At 47.1% G+C, this 22,566-nt stretch carries 19 protein-coding genes; 18 read left to right on the top strand and 1 reads right to left on the bottom strand.

Features of this window, described 5'->3' with window-relative positions; translation table 11 throughout:
* Positions 1-7 precede the first annotated feature (7 nt).
* From RS891_RS24940 to mgrA, 3 genes are all read left to right on the top strand, one after another.
* Positions 8-793 (top strand): HAD family hydrolase, encoded by a 786-nt coding sequence (locus RS891_RS24940; protein ID WP_315793517.1) that lies wholly within the window; start codon positions 8-10, stop codon positions 791-793.
* A gap of 21 nt (positions 794-814) precedes the next feature.
* Positions 815-1,555 carry an NAD-dependent protein deacylase gene (locus RS891_RS24935; RefSeq protein ID WP_113053450.1) on the top strand — a complete coding sequence of 247 codons (741 nt, stop codon included), beginning with the start codon at positions 815-817 and terminating at the stop codon, positions 1,553-1,555.
* A gap of 88 nt (positions 1,556-1,643) precedes the next feature.
* Positions 1,644-2,651 carry an L-glyceraldehyde 3-phosphate reductase gene (gene mgrA / locus RS891_RS24930; protein WP_063566864.1) on the top strand — a complete coding sequence of 336 codons (1,008 nt, stop codon included), beginning with the start codon at positions 1,644-1,646 and terminating at the stop codon, positions 2,649-2,651.
* Positions 2,652-2,752: 101 nt separating this feature from the next.
* Here mgrA and RS891_RS24925 read toward each other — a convergent pair whose 3' ends face one another.
* Positions 2,753-3,715, bottom strand: coding sequence for an AraC family transcriptional regulator (locus RS891_RS24925; protein ID WP_315793516.1), 963 nt, complete (start codon positions 3,713-3,715; stop codon positions 2,753-2,755).
* A gap of 156 nt (positions 3,716-3,871) precedes the next feature.
* Between RS891_RS24925 and RS891_RS24920 the strand changes: the two genes are divergently transcribed.
* From RS891_RS24920 to RS891_RS24850, 15 genes are all read left to right on the top strand, one after another.
* On the top strand, positions 3,872-5,053 hold the full coding sequence (locus RS891_RS24920; protein WP_090809505.1) for a galactokinase: 1,182 nt from the start codon (positions 3,872-3,874) through the stop codon (positions 5,051-5,053).
* A gap of 1 nt (position 5,054) precedes the next feature.
* Positions 5,055-6,044, top strand: coding sequence for a UDP-glucose 4-epimerase GalE (gene galE, locus RS891_RS24915; RefSeq protein WP_064635876.1), 990 nt, complete (start codon positions 5,055-5,057; stop codon positions 6,042-6,044).
* A 15-nt stretch (positions 6,045-6,059) separates the two neighbouring features.
* The gene (locus RS891_RS24910; protein WP_315793515.1) at positions 6,060-7,658 is read left to right on the top strand and encodes a UDP-glucose--hexose-1-phosphate uridylyltransferase; all 1,599 of its coding nucleotides are present in this window, start codon (positions 6,060-6,062) and stop codon (positions 7,656-7,658) included.
* Between the two features lie 156 nt (positions 7,659-7,814).
* Positions 7,815-8,402: an MSMEG_1061 family FMN-dependent PPOX-type flavoprotein gene (locus RS891_RS24905; protein ID WP_315793514.1), complete on the top strand. Its 588-nt coding sequence runs from the start codon at positions 7,815-7,817 to the stop codon at positions 8,400-8,402.
* A gap of 91 nt (positions 8,403-8,493) precedes the next feature.
* Positions 8,494-9,657, top strand: a complete 1,164-nt coding sequence (locus RS891_RS24900) for an iron-containing alcohol dehydrogenase (protein ID WP_113053455.1) — start codon at positions 8,494-8,496, stop codon at positions 9,655-9,657.
* Positions 9,658-9,917: 260 nt separating this feature from the next.
* Entirely contained in the window at positions 9,918-10,454 is a 537-nt protein-coding gene (locus RS891_RS24895) for an NfeD family membrane protein (RefSeq protein ID WP_113053456.1), read from the top strand.
* Positions 10,455-10,512: 58 nt separating this feature from the next.
* Positions 10,513-12,063, top strand: coding sequence for a flotillin lipid rafts scaffold protein FloT (locus RS891_RS24890; protein WP_315793513.1), 1,551 nt, complete (start codon positions 10,513-10,515; stop codon positions 12,061-12,063).
* Positions 12,064-12,228: 165 nt separating this feature from the next.
* Positions 12,229-13,083, top strand: a complete 855-nt coding sequence (glcT, locus tag RS891_RS24885) for a glucose PTS transporter transcription antiterminator GlcT (protein ID WP_315793512.1) — start codon at positions 12,229-12,231, stop codon at positions 13,081-13,083.
* A gap of 288 nt (positions 13,084-13,371) precedes the next feature.
* Positions 13,372-15,429: a glucose-specific PTS transporter subunit IIBC gene (gene ptsG, locus RS891_RS24880; RefSeq protein WP_113053459.1), complete on the top strand. Its 2,058-nt coding sequence runs from the start codon at positions 13,372-13,374 to the stop codon at positions 15,427-15,429.
* A 77-nt stretch (positions 15,430-15,506) separates the two neighbouring features.
* Positions 15,507-15,782 (top strand): HPr family phosphocarrier protein, encoded by a 276-nt coding sequence (locus RS891_RS24875; protein WP_036617010.1) that lies wholly within the window; start codon positions 15,507-15,509, stop codon positions 15,780-15,782.
* Positions 15,775-17,487 carry a phosphoenolpyruvate--protein phosphotransferase gene (gene ptsP / locus RS891_RS24870; protein ID WP_113053460.1) on the top strand — a complete coding sequence of 571 codons (1,713 nt, stop codon included), beginning with the start codon at positions 15,775-15,777 and terminating at the stop codon, positions 17,485-17,487. The genes RS891_RS24875 and ptsP overlap by 8 nt, the downstream gene beginning before the upstream one ends.
* A 292-nt stretch (positions 17,488-17,779) precedes the next feature.
* Positions 17,780-19,351 (top strand): ABC transporter substrate-binding protein, encoded by a 1,572-nt coding sequence (locus RS891_RS24865; protein ID WP_315793511.1) that lies wholly within the window; start codon positions 17,780-17,782, stop codon positions 19,349-19,351.
* Positions 19,352-19,494: 143 nt separating this feature from the next.
* Positions 19,495-20,658, top strand: coding sequence for an alpha/beta hydrolase family protein (locus tag RS891_RS24860; protein WP_315793510.1), 1,164 nt, complete (start codon positions 19,495-19,497; stop codon positions 20,656-20,658).
* A gap of 34 nt (positions 20,659-20,692) precedes the next feature.
* Positions 20,693-21,673: an ABC transporter substrate-binding protein gene (locus RS891_RS24855; protein WP_315793509.1), complete on the top strand. Its 981-nt coding sequence runs from the start codon at positions 20,693-20,695 to the stop codon at positions 21,671-21,673.
* 44 nt (positions 21,674-21,717) lie between these two features.
* Positions 21,718-22,452 carry a (2Fe-2S)-binding protein gene (locus tag RS891_RS24850; RefSeq protein ID WP_315793508.1) on the top strand — a complete coding sequence of 245 codons (735 nt, stop codon included), beginning with the start codon at positions 21,718-21,720 and terminating at the stop codon, positions 22,450-22,452.
* The last annotated feature ends 114 nt before the right edge of the window (positions 22,453-22,566 follow it).

Below are 22,566 nucleotides of genomic sequence, written 5' to 3'. Positions count from 1 at the left end.
GATACGTATGTCCATGCTTCAAATCCGTGAGAAGCAAGTTCCCTGCCGAGGCATTCTTTTTGATAAGGATGGAACATTACTGGATTTCTTACAGTTATGGGGGCCGTGGGCGGAGTCTTTGCTGGATCAGTTGGAATCACAGCTGTCAGAGCTTGGGGCCTCGTTCACGGTAGCGCGTGAGCAAGTTCTCGGTACGATCCGCAATCTCGAGGGTCAACTGATCGGATATGACCTTCAAGGGCCATTGGCTATTGCCACGGTGGATGAGAGCAACGGTTTGCTTGCAGGGCAGTTGTATGCAGCAGGCATGCCATGGAATGAAGCAATCACAACGATCCGCCGTTTTTCCAGTGTCGCCATGGGTGAGGTAAGGCAGAGAAAAATGGCTGAACCGCTGCCTGGATTAAATGCATTTTTGCAGAGCTGCCAGGAAGCATCGATTCCGATGGCAGTGGTCACTTCGGACAGCACAGCTGCTGCCGAGGAACATTTAGAGTGGATGGGCATCCGGTCGTATTTTACATCGATTGTTGGCAGTGATCGGGTGACGCGGGGCAAACCGGATGGAGAGGCTGCGGTTCTGGCTTGCCGAGAATTACATATTCTTCCTGAGGAGGCTGTTGTGATCGGTGACAGCAATGGAGATATGCAGATGGGACGTAACGCAGGGGTGTCCTGTAAGATTGGTTTCTGTCCAGCAATCGAGGAAAGTCACTATTTACATGACGCTGATACCATTATCCAACATTATCATGAGTTAAAAATCATCTCTGAACATTCCTCACAGGGGTGATCTCGTAAAGGAGGAGAGAGGATGAACGCAACAGAACAACTGGCTGCCTGGATTAATGAAAGTTCAAATATTGTTTTTTTCGGAGGAGCCGGAACTTCAACGGAAAGCGGGATTCCCGACTTCCGCTCTGCGGCTGGTTTATACCAGACAGAGCAGCATTCACCCTATCCACCGGAAGAGCTGCTGAGCCGACATTTTTTTGACCAGCATGCGGATATTTTTTATGATTTTTATCGAGGCAAAATGCTTCATCCCGATGCGATGCCCAACGGCTGTCATCGACTGCTCGCCAGATTGGAACAGGAAGGAAAACTTCAGGCGGTTATCACGCAAAATATCGACGGGCTGCACCAAAAGGCTGGCAGCAGCAATGTCTTGGAGCTTCATGGTTCAATCCATCGAAACGCTTGTATGGATTGCAAGAGGTTTTATGGGCTGGATGATATTATTACCGCAAAAGATAAGGTGCCTCGTTGCACGGCTTGTGGTGGCGTGATCAAACCGGATGTCGTGCTGTATGAAGAGGAGTTGGACCAGACGATATTATATCGTTCGGTTGATGCACTGTCCTCAGCGGATTTGCTGCTGGTTGGTGGAACTTCACTAACCGTGTATCCTGCCGCACAATTGATTACGTATTTTCAAGGGAAACATACGGTCTTGCTTAACGCTACACCTACGGCTTACGACAGGCGGGCTGATTTGTTGATTACAGACCCTATTGGTGAGGTAATGAATAAGGTGGACCAGCTTCTTGGTTAAACGTAAGTCAACATTATCCGAATAACCGCATTCTCCGGCATACGGACCGGGTACTAGAGGCGGAACCTGGGGAAAGAAGGGATTCATGATGGTCTACGTAGCCAGCGATGCACGCTACGAAACAATGAAATACAACCGCGTTGGACGTTCAGGATTGAAACTGCCAGCGATTTCACTTGGGTTATGGCATAATTTTGGTGGCATTAATAATGCGGAGAACGGCCGAAATATGATTACCCGTTCGTTTGATCTTGGCATTACGCATTTTGACCTTGCCAACAATTATGGTCCGCCGGCAGGTTCGGCAGAGCAGTTATTCGGTCAGGTTTTGGCACAGGATCTGAAGCCATATCGAGATGAACTCGTCATCTCCACCAAAGCCGGGTACTATATGTGGCCTGGACCTTACGGTGAATGGGGTTCTCGTAAAAACCTGGTTTCCAGTCTCAATCAGAGCTTGAAGCGAATGGGTCTCGATTACGTAGACATCTTTTATTCTCATCGTTATGATCCCGAAACACCTCTGGAAGAGACGATGATGGCGTTGGACCATATTGTACGTTCCGGCAAAGCCTTGTATGTCGGCATATCCAACTATCCTGCAGAACAGACGAAGCAGGCGGCCGAAATTCTCAAAGGCCTGGGTACACCTCTGTTAATTCATCAACCCAAATATTCCATGCTGGATCGCTGGATTGAGGATGGACTGCAGGATGTACTTGATGAGTATGGAACAGGCAGCATCGCTTTTTGTCCATTGGCACAAGGCGTGCTCACCAACAAATATCTGAATGGCATTCCAGAAGATTCACGTGCCAAAGGCCCGTCTGTATTTTTGAATGAAAACAACATCTCGCCAGAGACATTGCGCAAAGTTCGTGCTCTGAATCAAATTGCAGCATCACGTGGTCAGAGTCTGGCCCAGTTTGCACTCGCTTGGGTATTACGTGATGGCAAGGTAACTTCTGCACTGATTGGTGCAAGTCGTCCTTCGCAGATTGAAGAGAATGTCGCTGCTCTCAGTCAGTTGGAATTCTCCTCAGAGGAATTGGAACGCATTGAATCGATTCTCCGTCCGGAACCGGATCATAAATAAAGTTCAAAAGGTGCATCTTAGCCATAATGGCGGGATGCACCTTTTTTGTTCCTTTATTATGTAGACCTACGGAATAGGAGATCCTACTTTTGATTACAGGGTTATCTCTGGTGCGGTGGTACTTGGCGTGAACCTTGAGGCAAGGGACTATTAAGAATGTTCTCCCGGTACAGACTAGGGGCTTCCCCATGGAATCGCTTGAACTGTTTGGAGAAATACAGCGCATCTGGCAAGCCCACGGAGGCGGATACCTGTTCGATGGACAGATCCGGACGTTCCCGCAGCAGCTGGCGCGATTTATCGATCCGCAGTTTAAGCAGGTAGGTGACTGGCGATAATCCGGTCTCCTGTTTGAAAATGCGGGAAAGGTACGCACGATTATAGCCAAGACTGGCCGACATTTGCTCAATCGAGACAGGGTAAGCATATTGAGTAGACATGTATTGAATCATCTGTTTTACCGTTCGTCGTATGGAGGATTCACCTGGTATTAAGGTTTGCCCCTGAGAAAGGTGATTTTGTGCCTCGGCTAGAATCATATATAACGTACCCAGTGATGTAAAATGAGAGCTTTCTTTTCGCTCGGCAAAAGCCGTCTGCATCACGGATAACCAGTCGGTAATACCGCAGGAAGGACCGGCATGAAAGACGGATTTCTCCGGACGGAAGCCTGCTTCCTCTATATGCTTCGCAGCCTGGCTGCCGGTAAAGGCCATCCAGCGGTATTGCCAGGGATGCCGGGCATGGGATTGATAACTTACAAGCTGTCCCGGTTGAATGAGAAAACAGTCTCCTGCGGACAGTTCGTAGGTATGTAGTTCAGTACGGAACGTACCGGCTCCTTTTTCTACATAATGCAATAGATAATAATCGTATAGCTTCGGGCCAAGGGCGTGACCGGGAAGGGTCTGGCTTGCCCCTGCAAAGAGGACATGCAATGCCCCTTTTTCATAATAAACAGGATTGGAGGCAACCGAATAGCTGAGTGCTCCACTTTTGCCAGAGGTTTCCGGAATTTGTTTTATCGGATCCCCCGTTAGACCTTCCTTACGTTGTTCAGTCATGATGACATTCCTTTCCTTCCTGGATGTTCCATTCATTATACGTCGAAAGGTCACATTTATCCATATGGAACACACATGGTTGCATTTCAAGAGGAACCGCCTTCTTGTATAATAACATTAAGAAAACCAACAACATTGAGATGGGGTGCAGCAGCAATGAACATAAATGAATTGAAACAAAAGTTTATTGACAAGTACGGAGAGAGTGGAGCGGACATCCGTGTGTTCCATGCCCCTGGGCGGGTGAATCTGATCGGTGAGCACATTGACTATAACGGGGGGTACGTGCTTCCGGCTGCGCTTGAATTCGGTACCACTTTGATTATCCGTGAGCGTGAGGACAACAAGTTGCAGTTGGCTTCCACGAATATGCCCTATGAAGGAACGCTGGATACGTCCTCCATTGGCAAAGAGAAAACAGGGGAATGGACGGATTACCCGGTAGGCGTCATGGTTGAACTGCAAGGCAAAGGCGTAAAAGTAACCAAAGGTTATGACTTCCTCTATCATGGAGAAATTCCGAACGGCGCAGGACTTTCCTCTTCCGCATCGCTGGAGGTTCTTACCGGGTTTGCTATCCAGTCGCTTGAAGGTTTGAATGATATTGATACGGTTCAATTGGCGCTGCTGTCCCAAAAGGCAGAGAACGAATTCGTTGGTGTCAACTGTGGCATCATGGACCAGTTCGCTGTAGCTAATGGAGAAGAGGATCATGCGATCCTGCTGATGTGTGACACCCTTGAATATGAAAAAGTACCATTCCGTACGGGTGCCTACAAGCTGGTCATTGGTAACACGAACAAACGTCGGGGGTTGGTGGACTCGGCTTATAACGAACGTCGCTCCCAATGTGAGCAAGCACTTGCCATTTTGAAAGAACAACTGCCTGCACTGAACTATCTGGCGCAACTTACACCTGAACAATTCGTTACACTACAGGATCACATCAAGGATGAGAAGGTAAGACAGCGTGCCCAGCACGTCGTGGAAGAGAATGCACGTGTACTTGCATCAGTGGATGCACTGCGTGATAACGATCTGGAAACCTTCGGCAAGCTGATGAATGCTTCTCATGAATCCCTTCGTTATCTATATGAAGTGAGCTGCGAAGAGCTGGACGTGATGGTTGAAGAAGCTCAACGGATTCCAGGCACTCTGGGTGCACGCATGACAGGAGCAGGATTCGGTGGATGTACGGTATCCCTTGTGCATGAGGACGATGTAGAGCGTTTTGTAAGCGAAGTTGGAGCGGCATATGAAGCACGCACCAGTCTCAAAGGCGAGTTCTATGTATGCGGAGTAGGCGACGGCGTTAAAGAATTGAAGGAGGCGAAGTAAGATGGCGATTTTGGTGACAGGTGGAGCAGGATATATTGGTTCTCATACGGTAGCGGCTTTGTTGGAGCGTGGCGAAGAGGTAGTTGTACTGGATAACTTGCAGACAGGGCATCGTGAAGCTCTGCTGGGCGGAAAATTGTATGAAGGTGATCTGCGTGACAAGGAACTTCTGGCGAAGCTGTTCGCTGAGAACTCCATTGATGCAGTCATCCACTTTGCGGCTAACTCACTGGTTGGCGAGAGTATGAAAGATCCCGTGAAATACTATGACAACAACGTGTTTGGGACATTGTGCCTGCTGGAAGCGATGAATGCAGCGAATGTACGTCGCATCGTCTTCTCCTCCACGGCTGCTACTTACGGCGAGCCGGAGAAAGTGCCGATTGAAGAGAGCGATCGCACAGAGCCTACGAACGTATATGGTGAAACCAAGCTGATGATGGAGCGCATGATGTCTTGGTTCGATAAAGTACAGGAAATCAAATACGTCTCCCTTCGTTACTTCAATGCTGCCGGAGCCCATGATAGCGGCAAAATCGGTGAAGATCACCAGCCGGAGAGTCATCTTATCCCACTCGTACTGCAAACGGCATTGAAACAACGTCCACACATCGCCGTGTTCGGTGACGACTACGCGACTGAAGACGGAACCTGTGTACGTGATTACATCCACGTAAGTGATCTGGCGGATGCGCATCTGCGGGCCGTAGATTATCTCCGTAAAGGGGAGAACAGCAACGTGTTCAACCTGGGCAACGGTCAAGGCTTCTCTGTTAAACAGGTTATTGAGACGGCTAAGAAAGTAACCGGACTGGATATTCCGGTTGTACAGGAACCACGTCGTGCGGGTGATCCAGCTGTACTGGTGGCTTCGTCTGCCAAAGCAAGATCCGTACTGGGTTGGAATCCAAAATGGACCAATCTGGAGGATGTCATTCAAAGCGCATGGAGCTGGCATCAGTCCCACCCTGACGGCTACGGAAAAAACTAGGAGGCGAACATCGATATGTCACAGACTCAACTTGCAGCAGGTGCCACAGAGCGGACACCGGAGCAGCAGGAAGCACTGCATGCCATTGAACGTCTGGTAGCATTTTCCTTGCAGAACAAATTGATTGAAGAAGCCGATCGGGATTACAGCCGTAATCTACTGCTGGAACAGTTTGGGTTCTCCGAGCCGTATGCAGGAGTATTGAACGAGACGGTGTTGGATGGCCCCCAACCATTGCTGGATACGCTGATTGATTATGGATTCGAAATTGGACTTATACCTGAAAATACAGACACGTACCGTGATTTGCTCGATGCGAAAATTATGGGTCAATTGATGGCACGTCCATCTGAGGTGGTGCGCGCATTCCGTCATACGGAGCAGACCGAAGGCATTGAGGCGGCTACCTCGCAATTTTATGAGCTTTCAATTCATTCCAACTACATTCGGATGGACCGTATCTCCAAGAATGTGTATTGGACACAGGATACAGCTTATGGAGATATGGAGATTACAATCAACCTGTCCAAGCCGGAGAAAAGTCCAAAGGAAATCGCGATGGCAAAGCTGCTTCCGCCTCCGGTATATCCGAAATGCCAACTTTGTCGTGAAAATGTGGGCTATGCGGGACGGGTCAACCACCCGGCCCGTCAAAACCTACGTATCATTCCTTTGGAATTGAACGGCGAACCTTGGTTCTTCCAATACTCGCCATACGTGTACTACAACGAGCACTGCATTATTTTCCATCACGATCATGTGCCGATGAAATTAACCAAGGATACGCTGCGTAGGCTGCTGGCTTTCGTGGGGGAATATCCGCATTACTTTATCGGTTCCAATGCCGATCTGCCTATCGTTGGCGGCTCCATCCTGACTCATGACCATTTCCAGGGTGGACGCCATACCTTTGCCATTCAAAATGCGAAGCCAGAGGCGGTATTCCGCCATGCTGGTTCGCCGGGGCTTACGCTTAGTCTTGTGAAATGGCCAATGTCCGTTCTGCGGCTGGCTTCACACGATCCTGCAGAGTTGCTCGAAGCGGGGAATGCCGTTTATGAAGCATGGAAGGTGTACAGCGATTCTACGGTGGAGATTGAGGCCTTCAGTGAGGTTGACGGAGAACAGATTCCACACAATACAGTGACTCCAATCGTTCGTCGCAGTGCGGACGGAGGATATGAGATGGACCTCGTTCTGCGGAACAATCGCACGAATGATGAACATCCCGAAGGGATTTTCCATCCGCACCGCGAAATGCATCATTTGAAAAAAGAGAACATTGGACTCATCGAAGTGATGGGGCTTGCAATCCTGCCAGGTCGTTTGAAAGAAGAGCTGGACAGCATCGCGGATATTCTCGCTGGGGATACCAAACTTGCTGAGGCGGCCAAAGCTTCCGAACATGTGTTGAACAAACATCTGGGCTGGGCAGAAGAACTGATCGAACGTTTCGGTCCCAACCTGAACAAGGAGCAAGCTGTTGCGCTTGTACAACAGGAAGTCGGCTTGAAATTCGCGGAGATTCTCGAACATGCAGGTGTCTACAAATATGATGAGGCAGGACGCCAAGCCTTCCGTCGTTTTGTGACCAGCATGGGATACACCGAATAAACATGAACAACCTGGAGCACCAGCCCTATAAGGGCTGGTGCTTTGGTTTATTTGACAATGTGAGATCGAAAAATACTTCTTTACTATGTACACATGTATAATATTTAGAAGAAAAGTCATGGATACTCCTTATCATTAAAAAAAGGGGATACGAAAATGGAAAAAAAGGGTTTGGATATACCGCTGGTTACCGATGCCGGGGAATTGCAAAATATGGTGGGTGAACCCCACGAGCATGTACGTAACAAGGCAATTTCGTTTGTAGATGCACATGTTCAGAACTTTATATCGCTTTCTCCTTTATTTCTCCTCTCCACTTCTGATCGTGAAGGAAAGAGTGATGCATCTCCGAGGGGAGACGGAGCAGGGTTTGTAAAAGTAATAGATCCCTATCGGCTTGTCTATCCTGAACGTCCTGGCAATCGAAGAATCGATTCTTTACTAAACATTTTGTCCAACCCAGGCGTGGGCATGCTCTTTCTAATTCCAGGTATGAACGAGGTGCTGCGCATTAATGGGAGGGCTTCAATTACGAAGGATGAGAAATTTATCGCGAGTATGGATTGGAGCGGCAAAACCATTGGGGCAGCTGTCATTGTGGAAGTGGAAGAATGCTTCATTCATTGTCCACGAGCATTTAAACAAGCGGGATTATGGTCGTCTGAGACGTGGGTGGATAAAGAAAGCTTGCCGTCAACCAGTGAAATGTTCCGTGCACACTTGCAAATCAACGGATTGCTATAAAGTGAGTGGCTATCGATTTGTTTTTGTATAATCGGGGTACTATAATGGGAGTTGCACTAAAATATGAATCTCCATTGGAGGCGACATAGATATGAGATCTTTTCAATTTTATAATCCAACCCGATTGATTTTCGGTAAAGGTCAGCTGGAAGCACTGAAAACCGAAGTACCGAAATACGGCAAGCGGGTTCTGCTTGTATATGGTGGCGGCAGTATCAAACGCAGCGGTTTGTACGATCAGGTGATCGGACTGCTGAAGGAAGTTGGAGCTGAGGTTACGGAGCTGGCTGGTGTAGAACCGAACCCACGTCTTTCGACAGTGCACAAAGGTGTAGACCTCTGCAAAACGAACAACATTGACCTGGTCCTCGCTGTAGGCGGCGGCAGTGTACTGGATTGTGCCAAAGCGATTGCCGTAGGCGCCAAGTATGACGGCGACATGTGGGACTTTGCTCAGCGCAAAGCCGTTGCACAGGATGCTCTTCCACTCGGTACAGTGCTGACAATGGCTGCAACTGGCTCGGAAATGAACTCCGGTTCGGTTATCACGAATCAGGATACACAGGAGAAATTGGGCTGGGGCAGTGCGTATTCGTTCCCTGCGTTCTCGATCCTTGATCCGGTAAATACATATACCGTTCCTCTGGACCAAACGGTTTACGGCATGGTTGATATGATGTCTCACGTACTGGAACATTATTTCCATCTGGATGCCAACACACCGGTTCAGCTCGGCTTCTGTGAGACGATTCTGCGCACAGTTATGGATGCAGCGCCTCGTCTGGTTGAAGACCTGGAGAACTATGAACTGCGTGAAACGATTCTTTATTGTGGAACGATGGCATTGAACGGCGTACTGAACATGGGTCTCGCTGGTGACTGGGCTACTCACAATATTGAACACGCGGTATCCGCAGTGTATGATATTCCGCATGGCGGAGGGCTCGCGATTCTGTTCCCGCATTGGATGAAGCATAATGTGGACGTAAATGTGGATCGTTTCAAACGTCTCGCGATCAATGTGTTCGAAGTTAATCCTGAAGGTAAATCGGACAAACAGATTGCTGAAGAAGGTATCGATGCATTGAGCAAATTCTGGACATCCATTGGTGCGCCTAACCGTCTGGCTGATTATGATATCGATGACAGCCAGATCGAAGTTATGGCTGACAAAGCTATGCTCTTTGGCCCATTCGGTAACTTCAAAAAATTGCAACGTGAAGATGTTGTATCCATCTACAAGGCTTCTCTATAAAATTAAAACATAAAAACACAGCGATGTGTTCTGGAACCGCATGTCTCCTTTAACGGAGATTTGCGGTTCTTTGTTGTGAATAAGAGCGAATTGGAGAATGTTCCAGGAACTGGACCATATTGCGATGAGAATAACCATTATCGGGTCTAGAATACAAATGAGGAAAGATTTTGAAACATAACGGCACCTTGCTACGTATTTATTTACATGAGGAATGCCCAGTTGGATGGAATTGCGGCAGAAGAGAGGAGGAACGGGGAATGGAGTCAATCTATTGGGGGTGTCTAATCGGAGGAGCCATATTTGCAGTCGTCAGCCTTGTGCTAGGTGACTTGATTGATGGCTTGCTGGACGGGGCCTTTGAATTGCCAGGCCTTGATTTTTTCAAACCTGTTGTGCTGGCTGGTTCCATAACAACCTTTGGTGGAGCCGGCATTATGCTGACACGTTATAGCTCGATTAGTGCGATTTCGGCACTGATACTATCCCTGCTTATAGGTATTGCTGCAGCCATGCTGGTATTCTTTGCATATATCAAGCCGATGCGTAACAGTGACGTTTCCATTGCATTTTCCATGAAAGAGCTATCTGGGAAAATTGGAGAAATTACCATTCCGGTACCGGAAAAAGGTTTTGGTGAAGTCATGATCAAGATTGCTGCCGGTAATACGGTGCACACGGCATCCAGCTTTGAACATCGTCCCATTGCGGCGGGAGCGCGTGTTGTAGTTGTGGATGTAACCGAAGGTGTACTGCGTGTGTCGGAATGGGATGAAGATGTACTTAAAAATGTTTAAGGTAGTTTGTCCGTTAGCAGTGTAAGCACTCATGTATGAATAAGGGGAGAGATGTGGAATGAATAATCTGGATATGGATGTGTTGTTGGTTCCTGGAATCGTTGTCGGTGTTATTCTGATTCTTGGTTTGGCATTCTGGGCGAGATACAAAACGGTTGGGCCGGATGAAGCCATGATCGTTACGGGTTCATTCCTAGGAAGCAAAAATATTTCCGACGATGACTCCGGACGGAAAATTAAAATTGTTCGTGGAGGCGGCGCATTTATATTGCCAGTGTTCCAGCAGTCAGAATTTATCTCTTTGTTGTCCCATAAGCTGGATGTTTCCACACCGGAAGTATATACGGAACAAGGCGTGCCGGTCATAGCCGATGGTGTCGCCATTATCAAGGTTGGAAGCTCTGTAGAAGACGTGGCTACTGCAGCGGAACAATTCATCGGTAAGCCCGTAGAATCATTAAGAGGCGAAGCACAGGAAGTTCTGGAAGGGCATTTGCGGGCCATTCTCGGAACGATGACGGTCGAAGAAGTATACCGTAACCGTGATCGCTTCGCACAAGAGGTTCAAGGTGTAGCTGCCAGAGATTTGAAAAAAATGGGACTGCAAATTGTCTCTTTTACCATCAAAGATGTTCGTGACAAACAAGGTTATCTGGATGCCCTCGGTAAACCGAGAATAGCAGCCGTCAAGCGGGACGCCGAAATTGCGGAAGCGGAAGCGATGCGGGATGCGCGTATTCAGAAGGCTAATGCAGAAGAGCAAGGGCAAAAAGCCGAGTTGCTGCGTGATACGAATATCGCTGAAGCTGCAAAAGAGAAAGAATTGAAAGTAGCGACGTTTAAGCGTGATCAGGATACTGCAAAAGCGGAAGCGGATCAGGCTTACCATATCCACGAAGCACGTGCTAGACAAACCGTGGTGGAGGAAGAGATGAAGGTTGAGCTCGTTCGTAAAGAACGTGAGATTGATCTGCAAGAGAAAGAAATTATTGTACGTGAGAAGCAGTATGATGCTGAAGTGAAGAAAAAGGCAGAAGCGGATCGTTATGCGGTGGAGCAGGCTGCCGAAGCGGATAAAGCCAAAAGAATGCGTGAAGCCGATGCGGTACAGTACTCCATTGAAACGCATGCAAAAGCTACTGCTGAGCAGAAGCGTCTTGAAGGTCAAGCGATGGCAGATGCTGAACGTGCCAAAGGTACAGCGGATGCAGAGGTTATTCGTCTCCGGGGTCTGGCGGAAGCAGAAGCGAAGGAAAAACTGGCCGAGGCGTTCCAAAAGTTTGGCGAAGCTGCCGTGCTCGATATCATCGTCAAAATGCTGCCTGAACTTGCTGGCAAAATTGCAGAGCCGATCTCTGCAATTGATAAGCTGACCGTTGTGGACACAGGTAAGGGTGAAGGCGCCACTCGTGTAAGTAATTATGTAACTGAGCTCATGGCGACAGCCCCTGAGATGCTCAAAAGTGTCTCCGGCATTGATGTGGAGCAGTTAATTAAAGGTCTCACCAAACATAAAACAACAGCACCAGTTGCTATTCAACAGAGCGAACCTGTAACGACTCCCTCTATAATCGATAAGATTGTGGAAAAAGCTGGAGTTGATGAGTAAGACAACGAATTATAAAGCACTTATGTTCTATTGACCTTAAGGCGAATTTTTGTTACTTTTTAAGCGAGACGTCCGGCGCGGTTTGCCCGCTTCCGGATGTCTTTTCTTTCTTACTAGGGTGTGACTGAATCACACTTAAGATGGTGTGAAAAAGAGGTGCAAATATTGAGTAGCCTGCAAGTAGCCAAAGCGCTAAATAATAATGTAATTATTGCACAGCATCCTGAACATGGAGAAGTTGTCGTGATTGGTAAAGGCATCGGCTTCAATCGGAAAACGAATGACATTATTCCACTAATGGCTGTGGAAAAGATGTTCATTTTGAGAAACCAGCAGGAGCAAGAGCAGTATAAACAGCTTCTTCCCCAAGTGGATGAAGCATTGATCGAGATTATTAACGAAGTCATTACGTATATTGCTGAGCATACGGAAGTTCCTTTAAACGAACATATTCATATCGCATTGACCGACCATATTTCTTTTGCATTAAAACGGAAAGAACAAGGGATTGTCATCCAGAATCCTTTTCTATATGAGACCCGTGAAATTTATCCTGATGAATATCGGATGGGTGAATATGCGGTTCGTTTGATTAAAGAAAAACTGAGTGTAGATCTGGGCATGGACGAAATCGGTTTTATTGCACTTCACATCTACAGTGCCATGACCAACCAAAATATTTCTCAAGTTCGCGAACATTCGCAATTGATTACCGATCTGGTGAGCCTGGTGTCCACCCAACTGGATTATTCGTTTGAGACGCAATCACTGGATTACTCCCGGTTACTAACTCATCTTCGCTTTGCCTTGGAACGTGTCCGTCGGGGAGACAAAGTGGAAGAAATTCACAAACTGGATTCCCTGCTAAAATTGGAATATCCTGAAATGTACTCGCTTGCATGGAAGCTAACGAAGGTGATGGAAAAAAGGTTGAATCTTCCAGTGTATCCTGCTGAAGTAGGCTATCTAACCATTCACTTGCAGCGCTTGAACCAAAGAAAAGAAGAAGAGAGCAAGTGAAATATTTCCACAAGTGGAACTCTAATTTGAGAAATTTCGTGTAAAGGCTTGCATCGTTTTTGAAGTGGTGCTACAATGGTTTCCGTAATCAAGCAACTGAATAAACACAAACGACGTGTTACTGATTCGATCAGGCATGAGTTAATTAGAGTGTGATTGTTCTTACCTTTATCCGGGTATGCTATACCCAAAGGTTGGCACAATTCACTTTATTAATTCATGCCTTTTTTGTTTTCCCTTGCTTGCATCACGACATATAAACTTAAACGAAAGGGTGGATACGACGCAATGTTTAAAAAGCTTTTTGGTGTATTGCAAAGAGTAGGTAAAGCTCTTATGCTACCTGTAGCAATCTTGCCAGCGGCAGGTTTATTGCTAGGGATTGGCAACATGCTTGTGAATCCTGATTTTTTGCAGTATGCAACCGTGCTAGATACCCCATGGGTAAGCTCAATCGCGACGATTATGATGAATGCGGGTCAGATCGTATTTGATAATCTGGCATTGCTGTTCGCTGTTGGTGTAGCTGTCGGGCTGGCCGGAGGCGAAGGTGTCGCAGGTCTTGCGGCCATCATCGGTTACTTGGTCATGAACGTGACTCTGGGTACAGCTGTTGGTGTTACGCCAGCCATGATCGGTGAAGTACCAGGTTATGCGAGCATCTTGGGTATCCCTACATTGAGTACCGGCGTGTTCGGAGGTATCATCATTGGTATTACCGCCGCGCTATGCTACAATCGATTTTTCAAAATCGAATTGCCGTCTTACCTTGGTTTCTTTGCAGGTAAACGATTTGTCCCAATTATCACTTCAGTCGTTTCCCTCTTAATCGGGTTGCTTCTGGTGATCATCTGGCCTCCGATTCAAAATGGGCTGAATGCTGTATCTCACTTCATGGTAGATACAAGTCCGACATTATCGGCGTTCATATTCGGAGTAGTAGAACGGTCACTTATTCCGTTCGGTCTGCATCACATTTTCTATTCACCATTCTGGTTTGAGTTCGGTGAATATGTGAACAAAGCTGGAGATGTCATTCGTGGAGACCAGCAAATCTTCTTCAATCAACTGCGTGATGGTGTGAACCTCACAGCGGGGACGTTCCAAGTTGGTAAATTCCCGTTCATGATGTTCGGTTTGCCAGCAGCGGCGCTTGCGATGTACCATGAAGCAAGACCGGAGCACAAAAAGTATGTTGCAGGGATCATGGGGTCAGCTGCGCTGACTTCATTCCTCACAGGGATTACAGAACCGCTTGAGTTTTCATTCCTGTTTGTAGCGCCAATCCTGTTTGCAGTACACTGTATCTTTGCAGGTTTGTCTTTCATGACAATGCAAATTCTTGGAGTCAAAATCGGAATGACATTCTCCGGTGGATTCATTGACTTCCTGATCTTCGGAATTATCCCGAACCGCACGCCTTGGTGGGATGTTATCATCGTAGGTTTGATTCTGGCAGTGATCTACTATTTCGGATTCCGATTGATCATTCGCAAATTCAACCTCAAAACACCAGGTCGTGAAGAGGCAACACCTGAAACAGCTTCGGGTGGTGGAGGCTCAGGTTCAACAGATGATCTGCCTCACAACATTCTTGCTGCATTCGGTGGGCAAGAGAATATCAAACATCTGGACGCCTGCATTACTCGTTTGCGGATTGAAGTAAATGAGAAATCCAGTGTAAATAAAGATCGTTTGAAACAATTGGGTGCATCTGGCGTACTTGAAGTGGGTAATAATGTACAGGCCATCTTCGGTACACGTTCAGATACGATTAAATCTCAAATGCAGGATATCATTGCAGGACGGACACCGGCACCAGCTCCAGCAGCTGTAGCTAAGCCAGCTCCTGAACAGGAAAAGGCGCAAGGTGAAGAAGGCGAACGAATTATTGCGGAAGACATCGTTATGCCAGTTAACGGCGAATTGATGGATATCACAAACGTTCCTGATCCGGTCTTTGCTGAGAAAATGACAGGCGATGGCTTTGCTGTTCTACCTCATGATGGCAAGATTACTTCTCCTGTATATGGTAAGGTGTTTAACGTATTTCCAAGCAAACATGCCGTGGGCATTATGTCTGACGGAGGCAAGGAAGTGCTTGTTCATATAGGTGTCAACACGGTGAAGCTGAAAGGTCAGGGCTTTAACGTGCTCGTGCAGGAAGGCGACCTGGTATCTGCAGGACAGCCGATTATGGAAGTGGATCTGGAGTATGTGAAAGCCAATGCTCCGTCGATCATCTCTCCGGTCATTTTCACCAACCTGCCAGAAGGCTCGACAGTAACGCTAACGAAAAGTGGGTTACTGAAAATTGGCGATCAGCCGATTATTGAGATAAAATAAGAAGTGTTACGACGATGGCAAGCAAGTGTAAATATATGCAATGCCTAAATTAAATTATTGAAAGTGAGATGATTGTAATGCAACAAACATTCAGAATTACAGACGAAGATGGTATCCACGCACGTCCGGCGACAGCCCTGGTTAATACAGCAAACAAATTCAAAGGTGCAGAATCCTTTGCAGAAGCTAACGGTAAAAAAGTAACTTTGAAATCCATCCTGGGCGTACTTTCCCTGGGTCTGGAACAAGGCGACACCATCAGCATCATCGTTGAAGGCGAAGGAGAAGCTGAAGCTCTTCAAGCTCTGACAGACGTTATGGTTAACGAAGGGCTGGGCGAAATTAATGCTTAATGTCTCTGGGATCGCGGCTTCGGCGGGTATTGCTATCGCCAAGGCGTTTATCTTGGAGCATCCCAATTACTCTGTAGAAAAACGCGAAATCAACGACGTTGACGCAGAGATCGCGAAACTCGACTCAGCTCTGGGCAAATCCCAGGCTGAGCTTGAGGCGATCAAAGAGCGTACTTTACAAGAGCTTGGCGAGAAAAAAGCTGAGATTTTTGCTTCGCATTTGCTCATTCTGAATGACCCGGAACTGATTGATCCGGTTAAAGCGAAAATTGCAGATGATAAGGTTAATGCGGAATTCGCATTGAACGAAACAGCAACGCAATTTATCGAAATGTTCGAAAACATGAAGAGTGCTTATCTGCAGGAACGTGCTGCGGATATGCGTGATGTAACCAAACGTGTGCTAAATCACTTGCTTGGTATCGAATTCATGAGTCCGGCTGAGATCAGTGAAGAAGTGATCGTGCTTGCGGAGGATCTTACACCTTCCGACACGGCTCAACTGAACCGTCAATATGTTAAAGGTTTTGCAACCAATATTGGTGGACGTACTTCTCACTCCGCGATCATGGCTCGTTCACTTGAAATCCCGGCTGTAGTCGGAACCAAGGATATTCTGGCTCAAGCGAAACAAGGCGATATGATTATCGTTGACGGTTTGGACGGTCACGTGCTGGTTAATCCAACGGATGATGTAATTGCTGAGTATCGTTCCAAACAGGAGCAATACGATGCACAACGTGCGGAGTGGAGAAAACTGCGTGATGAGCCAACGGTAACGGTGGACAACGTTCATGTGGAACTGGCAGCCAACATTGGTACACCGAATGATGTTGCTGGTGTTCTGGAGAATGGCGGCGAGGCTGTAGGCCTGTACCGTACCGAGTTCCTGTATATGGGCAGAGACAAGCTTCCTTCTGAGGACATTCAGTATAATGCCTACAAGGCTGTACTGGAAAAAATGGAAGGCAAACCTGTTGTTGTTCGTACACTCGACATCGGTGGAGACAAGGAGCTTCCATATCTGGATCTGCCAAAAGAAATGAATCCATTCCTCGGTTTCCGCGCAGTTCGTCTGTGTCTGGACCGTCTGGATATTTTCCGTACTCAATTGCGTGCATTATTGCGTGCAAGCGTACATGGTAACCTGCGTGTTATGTTCCCAATGATCGCAACACTGGGTGAATTCCGTGAAGCCAAAGCTGTCCTGCTCGAAGAGAAGGAAAAGCTGGTTGCTGAAGGTATTGCTGTTTCAGACAGCATCCAACTGGGAATCATGGTCGAAATTCCTTCGACTGCGGTTCTGGCAGATCAATTTGCCAAAGAAGTGGATTTCTTCAGTATCGGAACGAACGATCTGATTCAATATACCATGGCTGCTGACCGTATGAACGAGCGTGTGTCGTATCTGTATCAACCATACAACCCTGCCATCTTGCGTTTGGTTAAAATGGTAATTGATGCAGCGCACCGTGAAGGCAAATGGGTTGGCATGTGTGGAGAGATGGCGGGAGACGAAACAGCAATTCCATTGCTGCTCGGTCTCGGACTGGATGAGTTCAGCATGAGCGCAACGTCCATTCTGCCAGCTCGCAGTCAGATCACCAAGCTGTCCCGTGCAGACATGCAAGAGCTTGCTGTCAAAGCACTGGATATGCAAACGGCTGAACAAGTCGTTGAATTGGTTCAAAGCATTCAAGCGTAATGTAATTTTATGGGGTTTCCACCCGATTTTAAGGGTTTCTTTTTCCGATAAAAAGCTGCAGTCGTGCAGCGGTTTTGCCGGTATCTGTTGTTACAGCAGATATCGGCTTTTTTTGTTTTGTGCATTTTGCATAAAACCAAAGAGCGTGTTTCAATCAGCAGGAGAGAGAGCGAAACGCTACTATTTGTCATTTACATTTTTCCATTTGTATCTTGGTTGAAAATCATTATCATTAAGGTATTCGAACAATTCAATCAATGGACATCATGCTGGGGGAGAAAGTAGGGTTACCATGAAGGTCAACGAAAAAAAGGCAGGCAAGATGCTTAAATATAGCAGTATCGATTCGTTTGAAGTGTCCTGGAATGGAGAAATGGTTCATGCTGCGACAGCGGAACATTCCGCTATTCTTTGTACAAGTGGCTCAGGAACTTTGGTATCGAACGAACACATATCCCGATTGAATGAAGGGGAAGTTTATTTGCTGGCTCCTGGACAAAGGTTCAAGCTGGCGGCGGATGAGCAGGCGTTAAAAGGCTGTATAGTTCGTTTCGAAGTATACGAATATGGTGGAGAACAGCAGTTGACCGCTACCCATGCTTTCATGGAGGGGTTGTTTTGGTGCAAAGACCGCGAGCAACTCGCGCTCTCTTGTGATCGATTGCTTCAAATGGAGGTTGCTGGTGACGAGGAGCACTTCAATAGACAGGCGGCACTATACGGTCTGATGACTTTACTTGTTCAAGCGGAGGCTAAGCCGGAAAGCACTGAGCCAACCGCTTCTGCGATTGCCCGTGTTGCCGATTATATGAATGAGCATCTGGATCATGAGTTAAAACGTGATGAATTGGCCATGCTTGCAGGCCTGAGTCCAGGGTATTTTTCGTGGGCATTTCAACAATATACAGGAAAGACCCCCACGGCCTATCTGATGGATGTCAGAATGAAACGAGCCAAGGAGCTCCTTTTGTCAGGTGACGGTGTAAAAGAGACTGCGGTTCGATTGGGCTATGAAGATGAATTTTATTTTAGCCGCAGATTCAAACAGAAGATGGGACTTTCGCCTAACGCGTTTGTCAAAAGTCGCAGATATAGTATCGCAAGTGTCTCTGATCCAATCTCGGGCAGTTTACTGGCTCTTGGCCTGCTTCCGAAAGCTGCTGCTTTTTATCCAAATCATGAATTATACAACCGAATGACTCGTCTGCATTCTTATGAGCTTGGGGAAGGGCAGATCTGGCAAGAAAATGTGGATCAATTGCGTGCGTCGGAGCCGGAGCTTATTTTCTGCACCGACATTCTGGCCGAGCGGGCGCGAAAAGAGCTGGAACAGATTGCACCTACAGTTGCCATCCCTTGGTTATCCACAGACTGGCGCGAGCAGCTTCGAACGATTGCAGAAGTCATGGAGCATCGGGCAGAAGCAGAGACATGGCTGTCGGAATATGATGGCAGGGCGGAAGCGGTCTACCGCAAAGTAAGGCGTAACATCGGTGGAGCTACCGTTAACATATGGCGTATCACAGATTCGGAATATCGGATATATGGCAAACGTAATGCTGGGGCGGTCCTTTATAATGATTTTAGATTGGCAGCTACGCATCGTCTTGATGACATCAATGTTTTTGAAGCGGTGGCCAAAGAAGCTCTGGAAAAATACGACGCAGATATGCTGATTATCATGGTAGATTCCACACAGCAGGCTGCCCGGGAATGGAAGGCGCTTCAGGCCAGCGAGCAGTGGCATCGATTGATAGCTGTTCGGCATGGACATGTGTACGAGGTTGGGACAGAAAAATTATTTGAGTATTCAGCCTGGTCGCATGATCGGGCGCTGACCTATTTTCTGCGATTGTTTGGCTGACTAAAGTCCAGTTCACTCCGTTTAAATATCCATGTTTAGCTGAAGCAATGAATGATATGATACGTATTGAGAAAGAAAATCATTATCAGTTCAAAGGGAGGTGACATTCCATTTCTGGAAAGCCGCCTTGGAATCTGGAGCAATTGTTTAAAGTACCTCGATTATACCCTGTTTCCGTAGATCAACATACCGGCGTACACGCCTGCTTCTATGAGGGTGTGTCATATAAAGGTCGTGGTACTCGCATATTTGCCTACTACGGCATCCCGCGTCCGGTCTCTCCTAACGAGGAAGTTCCCGCGGTGATTCTGGTTCACGGGGGTGCGGGAACAGCCTTTAGCAGTTGGGTAAAAGAATGGATGGCACGAGGGTATGCTGCGATAGCCATGGATCTGGAAGGTCATGTTCCATTCGGGGATGAAGAGCACACCGAACGGATGGAATGGCCTTCTCATTCATGGGGTGGTCCGGAGAAGCAGGGTGTGTTTGCGGATTACGAACAGCCTGTTGATGATCAATGGATGTATCATGCCGTAGCTGCTGTAATATTGGCTCATTCGCTGCTCCGCTCTTATCAAGGAGTGGACAAGCAGAGCATAGGCATAACAGGAATTTCATGGGGAGGCATTATCACAAGTTTGGTTGCGGGGTTAGACACCAGGCTTTCTTTTGCCATGCCCGTTTATGGCTGTGCGTATCTGCATGAACCGGGCTCCTATTATGGGCTTAGCTTTGCATCGATGCCCGAGGCAGAGGCAGAACGTATTCGTCTATTGTGGGATCCATCTACGTATCTGTCTGAAAGCCACTTGCCGATGTTATGGCTTAATGGTAGTAATGATACCCATTTTCCGTTGAGCATATTTAATAAGTCTTATGAACAGCATTTGGAGTGCCATCCGAAAAACAACAGCAGACTAAGCCTTCATCCCGGTCTCGGGCATTCTTATAAGGAGGCTTGGGCATGTGAGGAGGTCTTCGCTTTTGCGGACAGCATCGTTAAAGCGAAATCTGCGCTTATTGAAATATGTGAGGAGAAGCACGAGGACGGTTGGTTTGTCGTTCGGTATGATTCATGCCTTCCTGTCCTGGAGGCCAATCTTTATTGGTGCGTGGATGATCGTAATTGGAGAACCGCAAGATGGGAGTCCATTCCCGCTTCGTTGGATAGGGCGAACTGCAGGGCACTCATACGTCTTCCACAGCATGGGAGTTCGTTTTTTATGAATCTAAGAAATAAAAAGGGCTGGATCACGAGCACACGCGTAATGAGAAATGAGAGAATGACAGAGAAGAAAACAAAATAACAGAATAACGAATGAATAAGGGGATTTGTAGAACATGAAACAACGAAATCAACGCTATCTCACTTTAACAGCAGTTTTGCTTGCGATGCTATTATTGATTGTAGCCTGCGGCAACAAAGAGAAGTCAGGTTCGTCTGAGGCAGAACCGACGAAACAGGAACAAGCGGGATCGGAAGAGTCCCAAGATGCCACGTTTACATTTAAGGATACAAATGGTGAGCAGACATTACCGCAGAAGCCAGAAAATATTGCTTCCACGGTGACATATTTGACGGATCACCTGATTGCACTTGGCATGACACCAAAAGCTACGGTGAAATCACAGAACGAAGATTTTCCATTATATTTGAAGCCATTCTTGAATGATGTGGCTATCATCGGGGATCAAGGTAAGGTAAGTGCAGAGAAAATGCTCTCTCTTGGACCAGACCTGATTGTGACGGATACGAACAGCAAAGAGCAATACGAGAATTACGCCAAAATTGCTCCAACCGCCATGCTTGAGAATGGATATGTGGCACCTGATTGGCAGACGGCATTTCGAGCTACCGCGGCGGCCTTTGGTTTGAACGAAAAGGCAGAAGAAGTGATAAATACCTATGAAACGCATAAAGCTGAGGCAATCCAAAAAGTTCACGCCAAAGCAGAGGGTAAGACACTGATGGTATTGCGGATAAGAAATGATATTCGGTATTACGGAGATATGGACTACAAATGGCTTTATGATGATTTCGGTTTCTCCAGACCGGCTGTTTTCCCAGTGACCAGCGCTGAAAGTCGCTATGAAGTGTTGTCTAATGAAAAGCTGCCAGAAATCGATCCGGATTATATTATCCTTATCAATGATAATGAAGAGATCTATAACAATCTGCAGACCTTGGGGATTTGGAAAAACATGAAGGCTGTTAAAGATAATCAGGTATTTCAGGTGGCTTCAGATTCGTGGTTTGGCGGGTATGGACCCAATGCGGCTACTTCCATGCTGGATGACCTGAATCGTTTGTTCGGCGAATGATGATTGACCGGATTCGTGAGGAACTGGGGGAGCACTTTAATCTTGTGCAGGAACTGCATATTGTACCCGTGGCATCGCTCTGGGCAGAATCTATTGTTGATCCGGAGGCAATGAGCAGCTTTCTATCCGCGTACCAACAGTTAATCGAGGGACAGGATCTAACGGTTGCCGCAGCCTATTTCACCAGTTGGTTCGGTGATGTGGCAGCTGCGCTACAATATACCGTATCCGTCCATCATGCAGCTCCGAATTTCTCGCTATCCAATCTGAGTATACATTTGATGAAGGAAACCGGGTATACACGAATTGCTTTTCAGCTTGAAAACATCGACGTCACTCTCGCTCCGAAGGATTCGGAGGAAAGAACGGTCTGGCTTGACGCAGAATTAAGACGTTTTTACAGTCAAACTGCTCGTCCTCTCATGGAGTGTTTGGCCAAAGCTTCCGGGTTGCATGTAAGCATGTTGTGGGGTCAGTTGCCAACAGCTTTGCAAAACTACAGGGAGAATATCCATAATACGCATCAAGGCGATGAAGCTCTCTTGCGTCAGTTTGCCGCTGATGAACAGGTGGTACAAAATGGTCTGGAAGCTGATGTATTTGGTCTGGCCAAGAATCCACTTCGTGTCAGGGTTCGGATGATTGATCATCCGTTGGATCCTTCGAAGAGACTTGCGATCAAAAATGTCTGTTGCCTGCAATATTTAAGACAAGGTCGCTCCTATTGTTACACCTGTCCGCGATTGGGCAAGAAGGAACGAGCCAATTGGAAGCCTTAGGCCGGATAAGATAATATAGAGCAGACAAGTTAATAAGCAAAAAGAAAAACAGCCGCGCAGAAAGCAAAATGCGGCTGTTTTGGCATTTATTAATCATTATCAACGACTGAATTT

The sequence above is a fragment of the Paenibacillus sp. BIC5C1 genome (genome assembly GCF_032399705.1).
Lineage (GTDB): Bacteria > Bacillota > Bacilli > Paenibacillales > Paenibacillaceae > Paenibacillus > Paenibacillus taichungensis_A.
The sequence above is the reverse complement of the archived record's forward strand: the minus strand, read 5'-3'. Positions and strand labels throughout refer to the sequence as shown.